Raw genomic sequence first — 14,796 nt, 5'->3', positions numbered from 1 at the left:
CGCCTGCCGCGGCACCGGTGGCCGCCGCACCGACTGCCGCACCGGCGGAAGGCACTGACTACGTGCAGCGGCTCGAACAGTTGAAGGCGCTGTTCGACAAGGGCCTCGTGACCGAAGACGAATATTCGCGCGCGAAGGCCGAGATCCTCGCGAAGCTCACCCGGTAAGCGTCGCGCATGTTCAGTACCTCGTGCCCCCAGTGCGGCGCGCCGGTCGAGTTTCGCTCGGCGGCGGCGGTGATGGCCGTCTGCGCGTTCTGTCGCAGCACGCTCCTCAAGCGGGGCACCGACGTCGAACGCATCGGCGAACTGGCCACGGTGCTCGACGATGCGTCGCCGATCCAGATCGGTACGGCCGGTCGCTACGGCAAGCGTGCGTTCACGGTGCTCGGGCGCATCCAGATGACCTACGACGCCGGCGCGTGGAGCGAGTGGTACGTCGTGTTCGACGACGGCACGTTCGGCTGGCTGTCGGATGCGTCGGGCCAGTATGCGATCACGGTGCACGAGCCCGACGATGCGTCCGGCGGCGCATGGCCCGCGTTCGGCACGCTGGAACCGGGCATGCGGATCGACCATGGCGGCCGCGCGTTTCTCGTGTCGGACGTGCGCACCGCGCGCTGCACGGGCGGCGACGGCGAACTGCCGTTCCGCGTCGATGCCGGCTGGGAGGCGCGCGTCGTCGACTTGCGCACCGGCAACGCGTTCGCGACCTACGACTATTCCGATGCCGATGCGAACGGCGGGAGCCCGGCCGTCTATACGGGCGAAGCGCTCGAATTCGATGCGCTCGCCTTCACCGGGCTGCGCGATACCGACCACGATACGCGCGAGAAGCGCGGCGCGGAGATGGTGCCGTTCGCGTGCCCGAGCTGCGGCGCGCCGCTGTCGTATGCGCCGAACGTGGCCGACTACGTGGTGTGCGGCAGTTGCCATGCGGGCGTGCAGTGCACGGCCGAGCAGCAGACCGTGTTCGCGGCGCAGCGCAAGCTCGAAGCGGTGAAGGGGGCGCTGGAGCTCGGCGCGATCGGCACGTTCGACGGCGTGAAGTACACGGTGATCGGGATGATGCGTTGCCGCGTGCCGGACGACGAAGAGACGTGGGACGAATACCTGCTGCTGAACCCGAAGCGCGGGTTCCTGTGGCTCGTGCAGAGCGAAGGGCGCTGGGAACGCGTGCAGGTGCTCGACCAGTGGCCGACGATCGGCAGCGATGCCGACGTGACCGACGGCGACAAGACCTACCGCCTGCGCGAGGAATACGACTCGGAGGTCGTCTACGTGGTCGGTGCGTTCAACTGGCGCGTGCAGGTCGGCGATCGCACGTCGATCATCGACTACGGCTGGCAGAAGGACAAGCTGACGCGCGAGCGCAGCGACGCGGAGATCGTCTGGTCGCGCGCGCGGCCGCTGTCGGCCAGCACGCTTGCCGAACGCTTCGGCACGCCGGCGCTCGCGACGGCCGCGGCTGCGGCGGCAACCGGCGCCACCGCGACGACGGGCCTGTTCGGCCGGAAGGGCCCGCACAGTTTCGCGCCGCTGCCGCTCGTGTTCAGCGCGCTGCTCGTGATCCTGAACATGGGCTCGCTGTTCTCGTTCAGCGGCCGTTCCGTCTACCTGCTGATCGGCCTGCTGGTGCTGTGGCTGCCTGAATGGCTGTGGAAGCGCTTTGCATCGGACGGGGGCAACGCGTGATCCGGTACATCCTCTACGGCATCTATGGCCTGATCGTCGTCACGCTGTTCAGCTGCGCATCGATTGGCGGCAGCGGCTCGGGCGGCAGCGGCTGGGGCAGTTCGTCGGCGCGCAGCGGGTACTCGTCGTACGGGTCGCACAAATGACCGCGCGCGACGGGATCACGCCACCGCGCGCGACGTTCGGCTCGCACGTGCTGGCCGACCTGGCCGGCATCGACGCGGCGCTGCTGCGTGACACTGCCCGGCTCGAGTCGATCCTCACCGAAGCGGCGCGGCAGGCCGGCGCGCGCGTGATCGGCGCGCATTTCCATCATTTCGGCGGCGAACATGGCGTGACGGGCGTCGTGCTGCTCGCCGAATCGCACATCACGATCCACACGTGGCCCGAGCATCGCTTCGCGGCCGTCGACGCGTTCATGTGCGGCGCGGCGCGTGCGGCCGATGCGGTCGATGCGATCGCCGCGGCGCTCGGCACGCAGGCGCAAGTCCGGCAGCAGGTTGCGCGCGGCGGCGCGCCGACGTGAGCGGGCGATTCACTTCCTTTGCCGATATGCGTAACAGAATCCGGTGTGCCGCGTTGCTCGGCTGGGCGCTGCTTGCCGCCAACGTGGCCGACGCTGCCGCCGATGTACCGCCGAAGCCGCCCGGGCCGGTCGTGATGGTGCACTTCGATTACTACGAGAAGGACAAGGCGCGCCTTCATGCGCTGGAGCAACGGCTGGATCGTGCGGTGAAACAGGCCGGGGCCGGCGAGTTGGGCGAGACCGAATTGCATCGCGATGGCAACGACGGTTATCTGTATTTCTATGGCGCAAGCGCCGACCGCCTGTACGCGATCGCACGCCCGATCCTGAAATCGTCAGGATGGCTGACGGGTACGGAGGTCACGTTGCGCCGCGATGCGGGGGCGGAAACGTTCCCGTTGCGCGGGGACGGCGCACGTTAGCGCGGATGCGGGTCGAACGGCGCGGCTGGAGGAGCGGCCGTTGCGGATCGCGCCATGCAGTGCGTTTTTACGCTTGCGGGTGTCGGCGACAGGCTGCCGAGGCTTCGTTGCGATGACGCATCGCACGTCGATTCATGCCCGGGCGATTGCACGTCACGACGTTCCCGCTAACGCTCGAACCGGAACGACGACACGCTGTGCATCGTCGCGTCGTCGGTGCCGACGATACCCTGGGTATTCGCGACGGCCGCGCGCTTGCCGTTGCTCAGCACGGCCCAGTAGCATTCGCCGCCGGCCGCGTGGAAGCCGGTTTCCGGATCGCTGATGCCGCACGTGATCGTCGCGCGCATGCCGCGCCAGCCGGCGCCGGAGAAGCGTTCGACCGCTTGCGGCGTGCCGCGACCGTACGTCGACATCCATTTGCCGTCGTCCTGCCGCTCGAATCCGGCTTCCTTTTCCGCAACGGGTTCAAGCGCGCCATCGACGATCTCGAACGCAATGAAATAGCTGCTGTTCGTCATGTTGCGGCCGACGATCGCGACGCACCGGTCGCCGCCGATTTCAGGGCATGGCTTCTTGATCTGGCGGTTCCCGAGGTACTCGAACGAGATGCCGAGCGCCGGGTCGCGATAGGTTTTCCAGCCCGCGGGTTTCACCTGCTTCAGCGCCGCGGTGCGGTCGCGGTAAGCGGTGGCGATGCAGGCGGCATCGGCGCACGCATCGCGTTGCGCGAGCCATGCGCGTTGCGATCGGACGACGGCCTGCTGGTCGGCTGCGATGTCGATCGCGCCGTAGTAGGCGCTTGCCAATGTGCTGTCGGCGGACACGAGCGCCTTGTCGCTGCAGATCAGGCGCTCGGTGCGCGTCTTTGCGCGCGTGCAGTCGATGCTGTCGGCGTGGGCCGATAGCGAGAGGCCGATGGCGGCCAGCGTGAGACCCAGGCGAATACCAAACACGGATCGCTCCTCGTCGGGTTGGAATGGCGGCTGTCACGCCGCCGTCACGTGACGCAGCGGCGCACGCGGTTCGTCAAGCCTTGAACCCTTGCGCCGTGCGGCGAGATACGGCGAGGTGAAATCAGCGATTGATCTGATCCGCCGAGATCAACTCGGCCACCAGCACCTGCGCGGGCCCTTGCAGGTAATACTCTTGCTCGAGCGGCTCACGCAGCTTCATGAACGTTTCCGCGCCGATCTGCATCGTTTCGCCTGCGTGCATGCGCGCGCCGCTTTCCAGCAGGTAATGCATCACGTTGTTGAAGATGCCCGAATAGCGTTCGCCTTCGTGATGGCCTTCCGCGAGCGCGGCGAAATCGGGCAGGCCGAACACGTCGGCGCCATAGGTGCGCATCCACACGCCGTCGACGCCTTCGACTTCGTATTTCACGAAGCCGCAGAAGAACAGGTTCAGCGGGATGTCCCGCAGCACCTCGAGGCTTTCCTCGCCGAGTTCCTTCGCATTGAAGACGCCGGCCGGCAGCGACGTGTGCGCGTGCTCGTTCAGCACCGCGAGGCCGTTCTGTTCGGCGAGCGCGCCGGCGACGGCCGCCAGCGCGACATACTGGTCGAGCGGATTGGCTTCGTGCCCGGCGTAGTAGAGGATCACGTGGCTGCGGCTCGCGCGCACCTGCTGCTTCAGGTCCTGCCCGTAGTGGGCCGGCGCGACACACGCTTCCAGGGCCTCGGACGGATAGGGTGCGTCGAAGCCGACGAGCCGGACGACGTGGTTGCCCCAGCCGGCGAGCCCGAATACCTGTTGCAGCGTCGGCTCGGTCTCGACGCGCGCCTGCTTCATGCTCGGGTGGTACGCGCGCAGCGCGGCCGTCAGCGCAGCGATATCGACCTGCAGCGGGCCGTCGAAGACGACCGTCACGCTCAGCGGGTTCTCGACGTCGGGTGCCGCGACCAGCGCGACGGGGTTTTCGGGTTCTTCCTTGCGGCCAAAGAATCGGGATATCAGGCTCATTGGAGTAGGTTCGTGTCGAAGCCGTTGCAGTGAGAGGTGCCCCGTTCTCTCGGTCGGGGCGCGCCGTCGGGGTGACGGCCGCCCGTAGTTTCCCCGGGTTCGGTGAATCTGGCAAATGCGCGGCGCATGCCGGAGCGGCGCGGCGGTCGCGCGTTCGGACGTATTCGGGGGGAGGTGGCGCGGACGAGCCGGGCCGTGGGGCCCGTGGTCGCCGGTCAGTGCGGCAGCGCCTCGGCTTCGGCCCAGCGCTTGAACGAATCGAGACGCCGGCGCGTCTGCACGAGGTAGAACGCGCCGATCAGCGGTTCGAGCAGCCAGCGCAGCCAGGCCGGCTGGGCGCGGAAGTGGTACGTGAATTTCACTTCGGTCGTGCCGGGCGTGTGCTCGGTGAAGTTCCAGCTGCCGCTGAAGCGCTCGAGCACTTTCGGCCCGTCGACCATTTCGACGGCGGCGACCTGCGGCGGACGGTACGAGATGTAGCGCGACACCATCGTCGCACCCGACTGGCTGCGGCAGAACGCGTCGACGCCGACGTCCGCCGTCATGCCGTCGAGCAGGTAGGCGTCGGTGAGGAAGCTGTCCCACACGAGCCGACGCGCGTAATCCTGCGACCACGTAAAGAGGCGTCTGCGATCGACGCCGACGGTGCGGCTGACTGAGATCCTCATGATGGCGGGCGCCCTGGCGCGGATTAGGATGAAATCGAGTGTAACCCGCCAATAACGCGCGTTTCGTCAGACTTCGTCAAGTCGAGGAGGGGCTCGAACGGGCTCGATTGACGCACCTCGGGATTTCCCCTAGGATTCGTTTCAACCCTTCGGGAAAGACCCGAAGCGTTTCAATCTCTTGAGGGAGCCTCATGAGTACGCAACAGAACCGGCGCTTCGACGCGCTCGTTTTCATTGGTCGTTTCCAGCCTCCGCATCGTGGTCACCTGAACGTGCTGAAGTCGGCACTGAGCCGGGCCGAGCGCGTGTGCGTGCTGATCGGATCGACCGACAAGCCCCGCACCATCAAAGATCCGTTCTCGTTCGACGAGCGCCGCCAGATGCTGGCTTCGCTGCTCGACGCGTCCGAGCGCGACCGCGTCACCATCGCGCCGTTGCAGGATTCGACCTACAACGACGGCGACTGGGTGCGCTGGGTGCAGGACGCCGTCGCGTCCGCGCTCGGCGACATCGCGCAGCGCAAGGTCGGCCTGATCGGCCACGAGAAGGACGCCACTTCGTATTACCTGCGGATGTTCCCGCAATGGGAGCTCGTCGACGTCGATGCGACCGAAGACATTTCCGCCACCGAGATCCGCGACCAGTATTTCGCCGAGCGCACCAACAGCTTCGTGCAGTGGGCGGTGCCGGAACCCGTGTTCGGCTGGCTCGAGCGTTTCCGCACGCAGCCGGAATTCGCGCAGCTGAAGTCGGAAGCCGAATTCATCGCCGGGTATCGCAAGGCGTGGGCGGCGGCCCCGTATCCCGTCACGTTCGTGACGGTCGACGCGGTGGTCGTGCACTCGGGCCATATCCTGCTCGTGCGCCGCCGCAGCGAGCCGGGCCGCGGCCTGTGGGCGCTGCCGGGCGGGTTCGTGAACCAGGACGAGCGGCTCGACGCGGCCTGTATCCGCGAGCTGCGCGAGGAAACCGGCCTGAAGTTGCCGGAGCCCGTGCTGCGCGGCTCGATCAAGGATCGCCAGGTATTCGATCACCCGACGCGCTCGCTGCGCGGCCGCACGATCACGCATGCGTGCCTGTTCAACTTCCCGACCGGCGAGCTGCCGCGCGTGAAGGGCAGCGACGACGCCGACAAGGCGCGCTGGGTGCCGCTCAACGAGTTCGCGCAGATGCGCAGCGTGATGTTCGAGGATCACTTCGACATTGCGTATCACTTCCTGGGGAAGCTGTGATCCGCTGATTCCCCGCATTCCGTCCGCCGCGACAGACGCGGCGGCACTTCAACGGCCTAGAGGAGCTCTAGCCATGCAAAACGATCTCGGCGGCTTTGCCGCGGTTCTCGCCAATCCGATCCTCAACACGGATTCGTACAAGGCTTCCCACTTCCTGCAATATCCGCCCGACGCGTCGGCGATGTTCTCGTACGTCGAATCGCGCGGCGGCCGCTACGACCGCACGGTGTTCTTCGGCCTGCAGATGCTGCTGAAGGAATATCTGTGCAAGCCGATCACGCACGCGATGATCGACGAGGCGCGCGATTTCTTCACCGTGCACGGCGAGCCGTTCAACGAGGCAGGCTGGCGCTATATCGTCGAACGCTACGACGGCTACCTGCCGGTGAAGATCCGCGCGGTGCCCGAGGGCTCGGTCGTGCCGGTGCACAACGTGCTGATGACGGTCGAATGCGACGACCCGCAGGTGTTCTGGCTCGCGTCGTATCTCGAGACGATGCTGCTGCGCGTGTGGTATCCGGTGACGGTCGCGACGCGCAGCTGGCACCTGCGGCAGACGATCCGCCGCTTCCTGGAAAAGACCGGCGACGATCTCGCGCAACTGCCGTTCAAGCTGCACGACTTCGGCGCGCGCGGCGTGTCGAGTGCGGAGTCGGCCGCGATCGGCGGTGCCGCGCATCTCGTCAACTTCATGGGTTCGGATACGGTGCTCGGCGTGCTGGCCGCGAATCGCTTCTATCGCGAACCGATGGCCGCCTACTCGGTGCCGGCGGCCGAACACAGCACGATCACGTCGTGGGGACGCGAACACGAAGCCGATGCGTACCGGAACATGATTCGCCGCTTTGGTCTGCCCGGTGCGATCGTGTCGGTCGTGTCGGACTCCTATGATCTGTTTGCCGCGCTCGATCTGTGGGGCGGCGAGCTTCGGCAGGCCGTGCTCGATTCCGGCGCGACGCTGGTCGTGCGGCCCGATTCGGGCGACCCGGTGGCGATCGTGCTGCAGACCGTGCGTGCGCTCGACGCATCGTTCGGCTCGACCGTGAACGGCAAGGGGCGGCGCGTGCTGAATCGCGTGCGCGTGATCCAGGGCGACGGTGTCGACGAACTGTCGATCGACGCGATTCTGTCCGCGCTCGACGACGCGGGTTATGCGGCCGGAAACGTCGTGTTCGGCATGGGCGGCGGGCTGCTGCAGCAGGTGAACCGCGATACGCAGCGCTTTGCGATGAAGTGCTCGGCGATCCGGCGCGGCGGCGTGTGGCACGACGTCTGCAAGGATCCGGTCACCGATCAGGGCAAGCGCTCGAAGAAGGGGCGGCTTACGCTGCTGCGCAGTTTCCGCACCGGTGAGTATCGGACGACGACGCTGCCCGCCGCGTGGGACGACCGAATGCTCGAAGGCGAGTGGGAGGACGCGCTGGAAACGGTGTTCGATACGGGGCGCCTGCTTGTCGATACGTCGTTTGCGCAAGTGCGGGCGAGGGCGCACGCGGGGGAGGTGTGAGGCAGGCGGCGGGGCGGCGCGAGAGGTTCGGGTCACGCCATTGCCGATGCGACGTGGTCGCGATGTCGTTTCGCTGCGGGCCACCTCAGTGAAGTAGTCTGGATGTCGGCATGATGCGCGGGTCGCTGCAGAGGTGCCGACATCCATCGTTGCAAAGCGGCACCAGTGTCAGTCCGATCTGAAGATAGCCTTCGTAACCAGCGCTGTCTTTCGGATACGGCTTCGAGATGATGTGGGTATCCGACCAGATGTTCTCGTTCTTGACGCCGAGTTGTATCAGATATTCCTTCAGGTTCGCCGCTCGTCGCGACGCGAGCGCGTGTGGATTGACTTCCCCGATGTAGGCGCCGGCAGTGACGATGCCTCGAATCTCTGCGCCCTGCCATTGACGCGCGCGAATGACCATTTCCGCGATCTTGACGCGATCCTCGTTAGGGATCGCGTCGGAATTGAGCGGGACGCTGTCGAGCATGTCTTCGGAAATGGTACAAGCCACGGACGACATCGAAAACGAGAGGCAGGACCAGACCGCGATGCTGATTACACGTGCAAGAAATGTCACCACAGAATCCTGTCGTCGAAAAATGAAATGTAGCAGGCGAGGCTGTCTGCGTTGTCGATCGCTACATCATGGTGTGTCTGAGCCCAGTACTTCAGACCGGTGCCGAACCCGTAGATTTCGTCGTTTGAGTTGAATGTGTCGACGTAGTGCGTGCATTCATGAATCAGGACTTTCAGCTTGCAGTTGGTAGAAAGCCGAGCATCAGGAAGTGCGCAGAAGTGCGGATAAATCGCGATTATCCGTCTGTGCGAATCGGGTTTGCATACTGCGGCATCCGTGATTCCGTTGTCGGGAAACACGGTGCACGTTATGTTTCTCTGCGTTTGCTCGTCCCACCTGATGACATTCTCAGGTTTCAGCTCCTGCATGACGCGCAGAAGTTTGGGTAATCCGGTATTGAGTCTGCGACGGACTATGTCATCTGATCGGCCGAACCAAGTCTGGACGCGGCGCTGTTCTTCCTGATCCCAAGCGGCGAGGCCATGAATTCGCTCACGAATCAGGACAATTGCAGCATCGCGCAGCCGAGCAATCAGGCGCCTGAATGCTTTGTTCGACATGTTTTCGCAGATTTGCGCCATGTCGAGTTCGATGGTGTGAGTGGATCCCGGTGTGGTGTTTGTATAAGTGGTTCCGACGCATATCCATTCGTCGCAGTCTTCTTGGTGCGTGGCGTCGCGTGAATCGAAGTTTTCGCTCATTGATTCGATAGTTATCCGGAAGAGGAGGAAAACTATCGACTGACGGAGGCACGCTCGTCTATTGGACGTGTACGATTTGCGAAACGAGGTAAGTGACGCACGGGAGCGTTTCGCCCATCGCGTCCGCGAGGCGCGCACGCAGGCTGTCGACGTGGCGCCGGTACGTGCCGTCGACGAGCAACCGGTGCACGACGTTCGCGCCGATCTGCGCATGGCCGAACGACGTCGCGAGCTTCAGGTCGACGAGCACCTCCATCCATTCCGGGCGCGCGGCGACATAGCCGCAGCGGATCGCGGCCGACAGCGTCTTCGAGAAGCTGCCGATCGACACGACTCGCGACAATCCGTCGAAGGCCGCGAGGCGCAGCGCGGGCGTGGTCTCGAGATTCGCGACGATGTCGTCCTCGACGATCAGCAGGCCATGTTCGGATCGGACGACGACGCTGCCCGCAGCGTGGGACGACCGGATGCTGGAAGGCGAATGGGAGGACGCGCTGGAAACGGTGTTCGATACGGGGCGCCTGCTCGTCGATACGTCGTTTGCCGAAGTGCGGGCGAGGGCGCATGCGGGGGAGGTGTGAAGCAGGCGGCGGGGCGGCCCGCCGCCTCGTTCCCGCTCAGGCGGCGCGCGTGACGAGCGTGCGCAGCACGGCGTCTGCGTCGAGGTTCCCCTTCAGGACATCCGCAGGCGCCGACGCAAAGTCGATCCAGCCTTCATTGAAACCGTCGAGCATACGCATGCGCGGTTCGGGGTAGCGCATCTGCTGCCGATCGAACAGGCCGGCCCATGTGTCGCGGGGGACGGCCTCGGCTTGTACGGGGCGCCCGAGCACGCGGGCGAACGCGGCGGCCAGGTCGTTCGGGCTGACGCGCCGCGGTCCTTCGAGTTCGACGATGCGCGCGCCCGTCCATTCGTCCTGCAGCAGGGCCGCCGCCGTGCGGCCGACGTCTTCGGAGGCAACCATCGGCACCGGGCGGTCGAGCGGCTGCAGAAAGCTGTGGATCACGCCGTTGTCGCGCGCGGTCGCGACGTCCCATGCGGCGTTTTCAAGGAACCACGCGGGGCGCAGGAACGCGACGGGCATCGGCAGGTCGCCGAACGCCTGCTCGATCATCGTCAACTGCGTCAACAGGTTTACCTGCGTTGCCTGCGCGCCGATCGTCGACAGGCAGACGACCTTGCGCGGCCGCGCGGTGCGCAACGCCGCGCCGACGGCGTCGATGACCGCGCGCGTTTCGGGAAATCCGGGCGACGGATCGAAGCAGGGCGGCAGCAGCACGAATACGCCGGCCGTGTTCGAGAAGGCCGTCGTCAGCGCGGCGGTGTCGGTCATGTCGGCGAGTGCGACGTCGCAGCCGCGCGCGGCCCACGGCGCGGCGCGATTGGCGTCGCGCGCGACGGCCCGTACGGGCTGGCCCGCGGTGAGCAAGGTGCGGGCAAGTGCGCCGCCGACCTGTCCGGTGATTCCGGTAATGGCGTACATGATTCGAAATCCTCATCGAGAAGTGGAGAAGCGGCATGCCGGAACGACAGGGCTTGCCGTCGCGATGCATCGGGTTGCATGATAGGGACCAGCGATTCCTGATGGAATCGAATCCATGTCATTTGATTGGTGATCTTTTGTCATGAGTGAAATCATGAGCATCGACGGGCGGATCCTGGCGAACGTGGGCGTGCTCGCCGCGATCGTCGAAAGCGGCAGCTTCGCGCGCGCGGCCGACGCGCTCGGCCTGTCGCCGTCCGGTGTCAGCCGGGCCGTGGGCCGGCTGGAGGCGCGGGTCGGCGTACGGCTGCTCGATCGCACGACGCGCTCGGTCACGCTGACGGACGAGGGGCGTCGCCTGTACGAGGACATCGGCCCGCTGCTCGCCGGCATCGGCGACGCGGTCACGCTGGCCGCCGGTTCGGCCGCGGCCGTGCGCGGCAGGCTGCGCGTGAATGTCGACGCGTACTTTTCGCGGCGGGTGCTGGCGCCGCATCTCCCAGCGTTCCTGGCGCGCCATCCCGATCTGTCGCTTGAACTGGCGGCGCGCGAGCAACTCGGCGATCTGGTTGCAGAAGGATTCGATGTCGCGGTGCGGTTCGGCGAACCGCCTTCGTCGTCGCTGGTGGCGCGCAAGCTGCTGGAGACGCGAGCGGTGACGGTCGCCGCACCTGCGTACGTGAAACGATACGGGCGTCCCGAGGCGCCAGCCGACCTTGTCGGCCACGCGTGCATCCAGATGCGCAACACGCTGACCGGCCAGCCGCTTGAATGGGTCTATCAGCTCGGCCGCAAGCGCGTGCCCGTGAAGACGACGGGCAGGCTGCTCGTCAACGACGCCGGCACGATGCTCGGCGCATGCCTGGCCGGCGTCGGCATCGCACGCTTCAAGGCGAGCGGCGTGGCGGGGCTGATCGAACAGGGGCGGCTCGTCGAGCTGCTTGCGGATTGGCGCGGCGAGGCATTTCCGCTGTTCGCGTACTACCCGTCGCGCCACTTGCCGCCCGCGAAGGTGCGGGCGTTCGTCGATTTCGTCGCGGAGATCGTGGTGGCCGGCAGCTAGCGCGCTCGCCTGCCTGCGGTCATGATTCGCGGGCGAGCACGTGCCTGGTCGTGTCCTCCGCCTGCACCGCCTCCATCGCCCGCGCCAGCGCATCGAACACCGCCGGTCCCTTGCAGCGCGACACGTTGAAGCGCAGGTACGACGTTGCATTGTGCGACGCGCTGAACACATTGCCGGGCGCAAGCACCACATCGTAATCGAGCGCATGGCGCGCGACGCGTGCGGCGTCGAGCCCGTCGGGCAACTCCGCCCACACGAACAGGCCGCCGCGCGGCTCCGTCCAGATCCTGAGCCCGGCGCGCGTGACGCGCCGGAGCGTTTCGCCCATCGCGTCCGCGAGGCGCGCGCGCAGGCTGTCGACGTGGCGCCGGTACGTGCCGTCGACGAGCAGCCGGTGGACGACGTTCGCGCCGATCTGCGCATGGCCGAACGACGTCGCGAGCTTCAGGTCGACGAGCGCCTCGATCCATTCCGGGCGCGCGGCGACGTAGCCGCAGCGGATCGCGGCCGACAGCGTCTTCGAGAAGCTGCCGATCGACACGACCCGCGACAGCCCGTCGAAGGCCGCGAGGCGCGGCGCGGGCGTGCTCTCGAAATCCGCGAAGATGTCGTCCTCGACGATCAGCAGGCCATGTTCGGCCGCGAGTGTCAGCAGCCGGTGCGCGACGGGCGCCGCGAGCGTCGCGCCGGTCGGGTTGTGCAGCGCCGAGTTGGTGATGTACAGGCGCGGCCGATGCTCGGCGAGCACCTGCTCGAAGCGCGCGAGATCGGGGCCGTTCGGCGTGTACGGGACGCTGACGATCCGCGCACGGTGCGCGCGCAGCAGCGCCTGGAAGTTGAAGTAGCACGGATCGTCGAGCACGACCGTGTCGCCCGGCTCCAGCAGCAGCCGGCAGACGAGATCGAGCGCGTGCGAGCCGCCGTCGGTCAGCATGATCTGCGTGGGTTCGGCCTGGACGCCGTGCTGCGCGAGTCGCCAGGCGAGCTGCTGGCGCATCGCGGGCAGGCCGAGCGGTGTCGCGTAGTCGGTCAGCGCGTCGGCTTCGTCGCGCGACGCGGCGCGCAGCGCGCGGCGCAGGCTCTCGTCCGGCAGCCACGATGGCGGCAGCCATCCGCAACCGGGCTTCACGGACGCCGGCGCCGCTTCGAGCGACTGGCGCGACAGCCATAGCGGATCGAGCCCGCGATCGAGCTGCGGGCCGAGATCGGCGAGCGCGAGCGGCGGCGCATGCCCCGACACATAGAAGCCCGAGCCGCGCCGCGCGACCAGCACGCCTTCGCTCGCGAGCCGCTCGTACGCATCGACGACGGTCGATTTCGACACGCCCAGCGCGTCCGCCATCATCCGGATCGACGGCACGCGCGCGCCGGGCACCAGCGCGCGGCTCGCGATGCGTGCACGCAACGTATCCATCACGGTTTCCACGCGCGTGCGCGACGGGGTGGGCGGAACGGGAAGCGGGGCGGCCTGGCTCATGGCGAAGAATGAACTGTACGGCCGGTTGTCCAGTACAGTTTGTCCGAATTGTATTGGGCTGTAGCTTACGCGCATTTCGTGGGCGGCGGATCATCGGTCATCCACTTTCCCCGTTCAGGATTTCCCGTGCAAAAGACGACCGACGGATGGCTCAGCGGCCTGCTGGGCGTGATCATCTTCAGTGGCTCGCTGCCCGCGACGCGTATCGCGGTGCAGGGGCTCGATCCGCTGTTCCTCACCTTTGCGCGCGCGACGATCGCCGGCGCGCTCGGCCTGCTGCTGCTCGTCGGGCTGAAGCAGCGGCGCCCGACGCGTGCCGAGGCCGTGTCGCTCGCCATCGTCGCGCTCGGGGTCGTGGTCGGCTTTCCGTTGCTGACCGCGCTCGCACTGAAGCACGTGACATCGGCGCACGCGATCGTGTTCGTCGGGTTGCTGCCGCTCGCGACCGCACTGTTCGGCGTGTGGCGCGGCGGCGAACGGCCGCGGCTGCCGTTCTGGATCTTCTCGATCATCGGCAGCGGCGCGGTGGCCGCATTTGCGCTGCGCAACGGCGGCCAGGCGTCGGTGGTCGGCGATGCGCTGATGCTGGCCGCGATCGTCGCATGCGGGCTGGGTTACGCGGAAGGCGCACGCCTGTCGCGCGAGCTCGGCGGCTGGCAGGTGATCTCGTGGGCGCTCGTGCTGTCGCTGCCGCTGATGCTGCCGCTCACGTGGTTCACCTGGCCCGTGTCGTTCGACGGCGTCGATTCTGCCGCGCTGTGGGGGCTCGCGTACGTGTCGCTGTTCAGCATGCTGATCGGCTTCGTGTTCTGGTATCGCGGGCTCGCGCTCGGCGGGATCGCGGGCGTCGGTCAGTTGCAGCTGCTGCAGCCGTTCTTCGGTTTGCTGCTGGCGGCCGGCTTGCTGCACGAGACGGTGCCGCCGTCGATGGTCGCGGTGACGGTCGTCGTGGTCGGCTGCGTGGCGGGCGCGAAATACTTCTCGAAAATGGCGCCCGTGCGGCGCGCGGGCTGACGTACAAGCCTGAACCGATGCGCGGGCACGACCGGTCGAAGGTCGCGTCCGCGCGCACTCAAGCGTCCGGCGTGCACACGCGCAAGCGGTGGCCGTCCGGGTCGAGCGCGACGAACGTCAGGCCGAACACGGCCGTCATCGGCGCTTGCTCGAACGGCACGCCGAGCGATTGCCATGCGTCGTACAGGCGCCTGACTTCGCGATCGTCGTCGACCATGAATGCCAGCTCCGACCGGTGGCCGGCGCCGCCCGACACGAAATCGCGCGCGCTGGTCGACCACAGGCCCAGGTGCAGCCCGTTGTCGAACGTGAATGCCGCATAGGTGGGAAACGCGGCCACCGGCGCGCGCCCGAACAGGCGCGCGTAGAACTGCGCGCTGCGCGCCGGGTCCTCGACATACAGAAGAACGAGATTCGGGGAAGTCATGCGGAGCCGTCCTGGGTTCGATTAAGATGCGTGTCATTCTATGAATGGATGCTG

17 protein-coding genes and 2 pseudogenes are annotated in these 14,796 nt (G+C 66.7%); 10 read left to right on the top strand and 9 right to left on the bottom strand.

Translation table 11 applies throughout. The annotated features are described in order from the left end of the window. The 5 genes from G3N98_RS25535 to G3N98_RS25515 all read left to right on the top strand — a co-directional run. The coding region (locus G3N98_RS25535; RefSeq protein ID WP_206149534.1) for an SHOCT domain-containing protein at positions 1 to 167 on the top strand (167 nt) is incomplete at its 5' end. 9 nt (positions 168 to 176) lie between these two features. Further along, positions 177 to 1,694 (top strand): DUF4178 domain-containing protein, encoded by a 1,518-nt coding sequence (locus tag G3N98_RS25530; RefSeq protein WP_206149533.1) that lies wholly within the window; start codon positions 177 to 179, stop codon positions 1,692 to 1,694. Then, on the top strand, positions 1,691 to 1,840 hold the full coding sequence (locus G3N98_RS25525) for a hypothetical protein (protein WP_155291822.1): 150 nt from the start codon (positions 1,691 to 1,693) through the stop codon (positions 1,838 to 1,840). The genes G3N98_RS25530 and G3N98_RS25525 overlap by 4 nt, the downstream gene beginning before the upstream one ends. Then, positions 1,837 to 2,220 (top strand): adenosylmethionine decarboxylase, encoded by a 384-nt coding sequence (speD, locus tag G3N98_RS25520; protein WP_206139418.1) that lies wholly within the window; start codon positions 1,837 to 1,839, stop codon positions 2,218 to 2,220. The genes G3N98_RS25525 and speD overlap by 4 nt, the downstream gene beginning before the upstream one ends. Positions 2,221 to 2,246: 26 nt before the next feature. After that, on the top strand, positions 2,247 to 2,642 hold the full coding sequence (locus tag G3N98_RS25515; protein ID WP_206149532.1) for a hypothetical protein: 396 nt from the start codon (positions 2,247 to 2,249) through the stop codon (positions 2,640 to 2,642). Between the two features lie 167 nt (positions 2,643 to 2,809). Here G3N98_RS25515 and G3N98_RS25510 read toward each other — a convergent pair whose 3' ends face one another. From G3N98_RS25510 to G3N98_RS25500, 3 genes are all read right to left on the bottom strand, one after another. Continuing rightward, a complete protein-coding gene (locus tag G3N98_RS25510) occupies positions 2,810 to 3,598 on the bottom strand; it encodes a lysozyme inhibitor LprI family protein (protein WP_175239399.1) in 789 nt (262 codons plus the stop codon). A gap of 121 nt (positions 3,599 to 3,719) precedes the next feature. Next, the gene (locus G3N98_RS25505) at positions 3,720 to 4,607 is read right to left on the bottom strand and encodes a DUF4261 domain-containing protein (RefSeq protein ID WP_089475281.1); all 888 of its coding nucleotides are present in this window, start codon (positions 4,605 to 4,607) and stop codon (positions 3,720 to 3,722) included. Positions 4,608 to 4,822: 215 nt separating this feature from the next. Beyond that, complete coding sequence (locus tag G3N98_RS25500) at positions 4,823 to 5,275, bottom strand: SRPBCC family protein (protein WP_027789550.1); 453 nt, start codon at positions 5,273 to 5,275, stop codon at positions 4,823 to 4,825. Positions 5,276 to 5,466: 191 nt separating this feature from the next. On the opposite strand from G3N98_RS25500, the gene G3N98_RS25495 reads away from it, so the two are divergent. Both G3N98_RS25495 and G3N98_RS25490 read left to right on the top strand, forming a co-directional pair. Beyond that, positions 5,467 to 6,507 carry a bifunctional nicotinamide-nucleotide adenylyltransferase/Nudix hydroxylase gene (locus tag G3N98_RS25495; protein ID WP_089458618.1) on the top strand — a complete coding sequence of 347 codons (1,041 nt, stop codon included), beginning with the start codon at positions 5,467 to 5,469 and terminating at the stop codon, positions 6,505 to 6,507. A gap of 73 nt (positions 6,508 to 6,580) precedes the next feature. Beyond that, on the top strand, positions 6,581 to 8,014 hold the full coding sequence (locus G3N98_RS25490; RefSeq protein ID WP_206149531.1) for a nicotinate phosphoribosyltransferase: 1,434 nt from the start codon (positions 6,581 to 6,583) through the stop codon (positions 8,012 to 8,014). Between the two features lie 85 nt (positions 8,015 to 8,099). Here G3N98_RS25490 and G3N98_RS25485 read toward each other — a convergent pair whose 3' ends face one another. The 3 genes and pseudogenes from G3N98_RS25485 to G3N98_RS25475 all read right to left on the bottom strand — a co-directional run. Continuing rightward, the gene (locus tag G3N98_RS25485; protein WP_206149530.1) at positions 8,100 to 8,486 is read right to left on the bottom strand and encodes a hypothetical protein; all 387 of its coding nucleotides are present in this window, start codon (positions 8,484 to 8,486) and stop codon (positions 8,100 to 8,102) included. 86 nt (positions 8,487 to 8,572) lie between these two features. Then, positions 8,573 to 9,277: a M35 family metallo-endopeptidase gene (locus tag G3N98_RS25480; protein WP_206149529.1), complete on the bottom strand. Its 705-nt coding sequence runs from the start codon at positions 9,275 to 9,277 to the stop codon at positions 8,573 to 8,575. Between the two features lie 103 nt (positions 9,278 to 9,380). Continuing rightward, positions 9,381 to 9,779 (bottom strand): annotated as a pseudogene (locus G3N98_RS25475) (PLP-dependent aminotransferase family protein); the annotation flags it as partial. Here G3N98_RS25475 and G3N98_RS25470 point away from each other — a divergent pair. After that, positions 9,709 to 9,858 (top strand): annotated as a pseudogene (locus G3N98_RS25470) (nicotinate phosphoribosyltransferase); the annotation flags it as partial. The pseudogenes G3N98_RS25475 and G3N98_RS25470 overlap by 71 nt on opposite strands. 36 nt (positions 9,859 to 9,894) lie before the next feature. Here the strand turns inward: G3N98_RS25470 and G3N98_RS25465 are convergent. Then, a complete protein-coding gene (locus G3N98_RS25465; RefSeq protein ID WP_206149528.1) occupies positions 9,895 to 10,761 on the bottom strand; it encodes an NmrA family NAD(P)-binding protein in 867 nt (288 codons plus the stop codon). Positions 10,762 to 10,915: 154 nt separating this feature from the next. Between G3N98_RS25465 and G3N98_RS25460 the strand changes: the two genes are divergently transcribed. Next, the gene (locus tag G3N98_RS25460) at positions 10,916 to 11,824 is read left to right on the top strand and encodes a LysR family transcriptional regulator (protein ID WP_206149527.1); all 909 of its coding nucleotides are present in this window, start codon (positions 10,916 to 10,918) and stop codon (positions 11,822 to 11,824) included. A gap of 19 nt (positions 11,825 to 11,843) precedes the next feature. Here the strand turns inward: G3N98_RS25460 and G3N98_RS25455 are convergent, their stop codons facing one another. After that, a complete protein-coding gene (locus tag G3N98_RS25455) occupies positions 11,844 to 13,301 on the bottom strand; it encodes a PLP-dependent aminotransferase family protein (RefSeq protein ID WP_206149526.1) in 1,458 nt (485 codons plus the stop codon). 126 nt (positions 13,302 to 13,427) lie between these two features. Here G3N98_RS25455 and G3N98_RS25450 point away from each other — a divergent pair, with 126 nt between their 5' ends. Further along, complete coding sequence (locus G3N98_RS25450; protein WP_206149525.1) at positions 13,428 to 14,315, top strand: DMT family transporter; 888 nt, start codon at positions 13,428 to 13,430, stop codon at positions 14,313 to 14,315. 58 nt (positions 14,316 to 14,373) lie between these two features. Here G3N98_RS25450 and G3N98_RS25445 read toward each other — a convergent pair whose 3' ends face one another. After that, the gene (locus tag G3N98_RS25445) at positions 14,374 to 14,742 is read right to left on the bottom strand and encodes a VOC family protein (protein WP_206149524.1); all 369 of its coding nucleotides are present in this window, start codon (positions 14,740 to 14,742) and stop codon (positions 14,374 to 14,376) included. Positions 14,743 to 14,796 lie beyond the last annotated feature (54 nt).

The organism is Burkholderia sp. Tr-20390 (assembly GCF_017104595.1).
Taxonomy (GTDB): Bacteria; Pseudomonadota; Gammaproteobacteria; order Burkholderiales; family Burkholderiaceae; genus Burkholderia.
Note: the sequence above shows the minus strand (reverse complement) of the source record. Positions and strands in the feature narration are given on the sequence as shown.

Bases quoted from the DNA above. Each gene is read 5' to 3' on its own strand.
- G3N98_RS25445 (WP_206149524.1), bottom strand. From the start codon at position 14,742: ATGACTTCCCCGAATCTCGTTCTTCTGTATGTCGAGGACCCGGCGCGC.
- G3N98_RS25490 (WP_206149531.1), top strand. From the start codon at position 6,581: ATGCAAAACGATCTCGGCGGCTTTGCCGCGGTTCTCGCCAATCCGATC.
- G3N98_RS25505 (WP_089475281.1), bottom strand. From the start codon at position 4,607: ATGAGCCTGATATCCCGATTCTTTGGCCGCAAGGAAGAACCCGAAAAC.
- speD (WP_206139418.1), top strand. From the start codon at position 1,837: ATGACCGCGCGCGACGGGATCACGCCACCGCGCGCGACGTTCGGCTCG.
- G3N98_RS25495 (WP_089458618.1), top strand. From the start codon at position 5,467: ATGAGTACGCAACAGAACCGGCGCTTCGACGCGCTCGTTTTCATTGGT.
- G3N98_RS25465 (WP_206149528.1), bottom strand. From the start codon at position 10,761: ATGTACGCCATTACCGGAATCACCGGACAGGTCGGCGGCGCACTTGCC.
- G3N98_RS25460 (WP_206149527.1), top strand. From the start codon at position 10,916: ATGAGCATCGACGGGCGGATCCTGGCGAACGTGGGCGTGCTCGCCGCG.
- G3N98_RS25480 (WP_206149529.1), bottom strand. From the start codon at position 9,277: ATGAGCGAAAACTTCGATTCACGCGACGCCACGCACCAAGAAGACTGC.
- G3N98_RS25530 (WP_206149533.1), top strand. From the start codon at position 177: ATGTTCAGTACCTCGTGCCCCCAGTGCGGCGCGCCGGTCGAGTTTCGC.
- G3N98_RS25485 (WP_206149530.1), bottom strand. From the start codon at position 8,486: ATGCTCGACAGCGTCCCGCTCAATTCCGACGCGATCCCTAACGAGGAT.
- G3N98_RS25515 (WP_206149532.1), top strand. From the start codon at position 2,247: ATGCGTAACAGAATCCGGTGTGCCGCGTTGCTCGGCTGGGCGCTGCTT.
- G3N98_RS25455 (WP_206149526.1), bottom strand. From the start codon at position 13,301: ATGAGCCAGGCCGCCCCGCTTCCCGTTCCGCCCACCCCGTCGCGCACG.
- G3N98_RS25500 (WP_027789550.1), bottom strand. From the start codon at position 5,275: ATGAGGATCTCAGTCAGCCGCACCGTCGGCGTCGATCGCAGACGCCTC.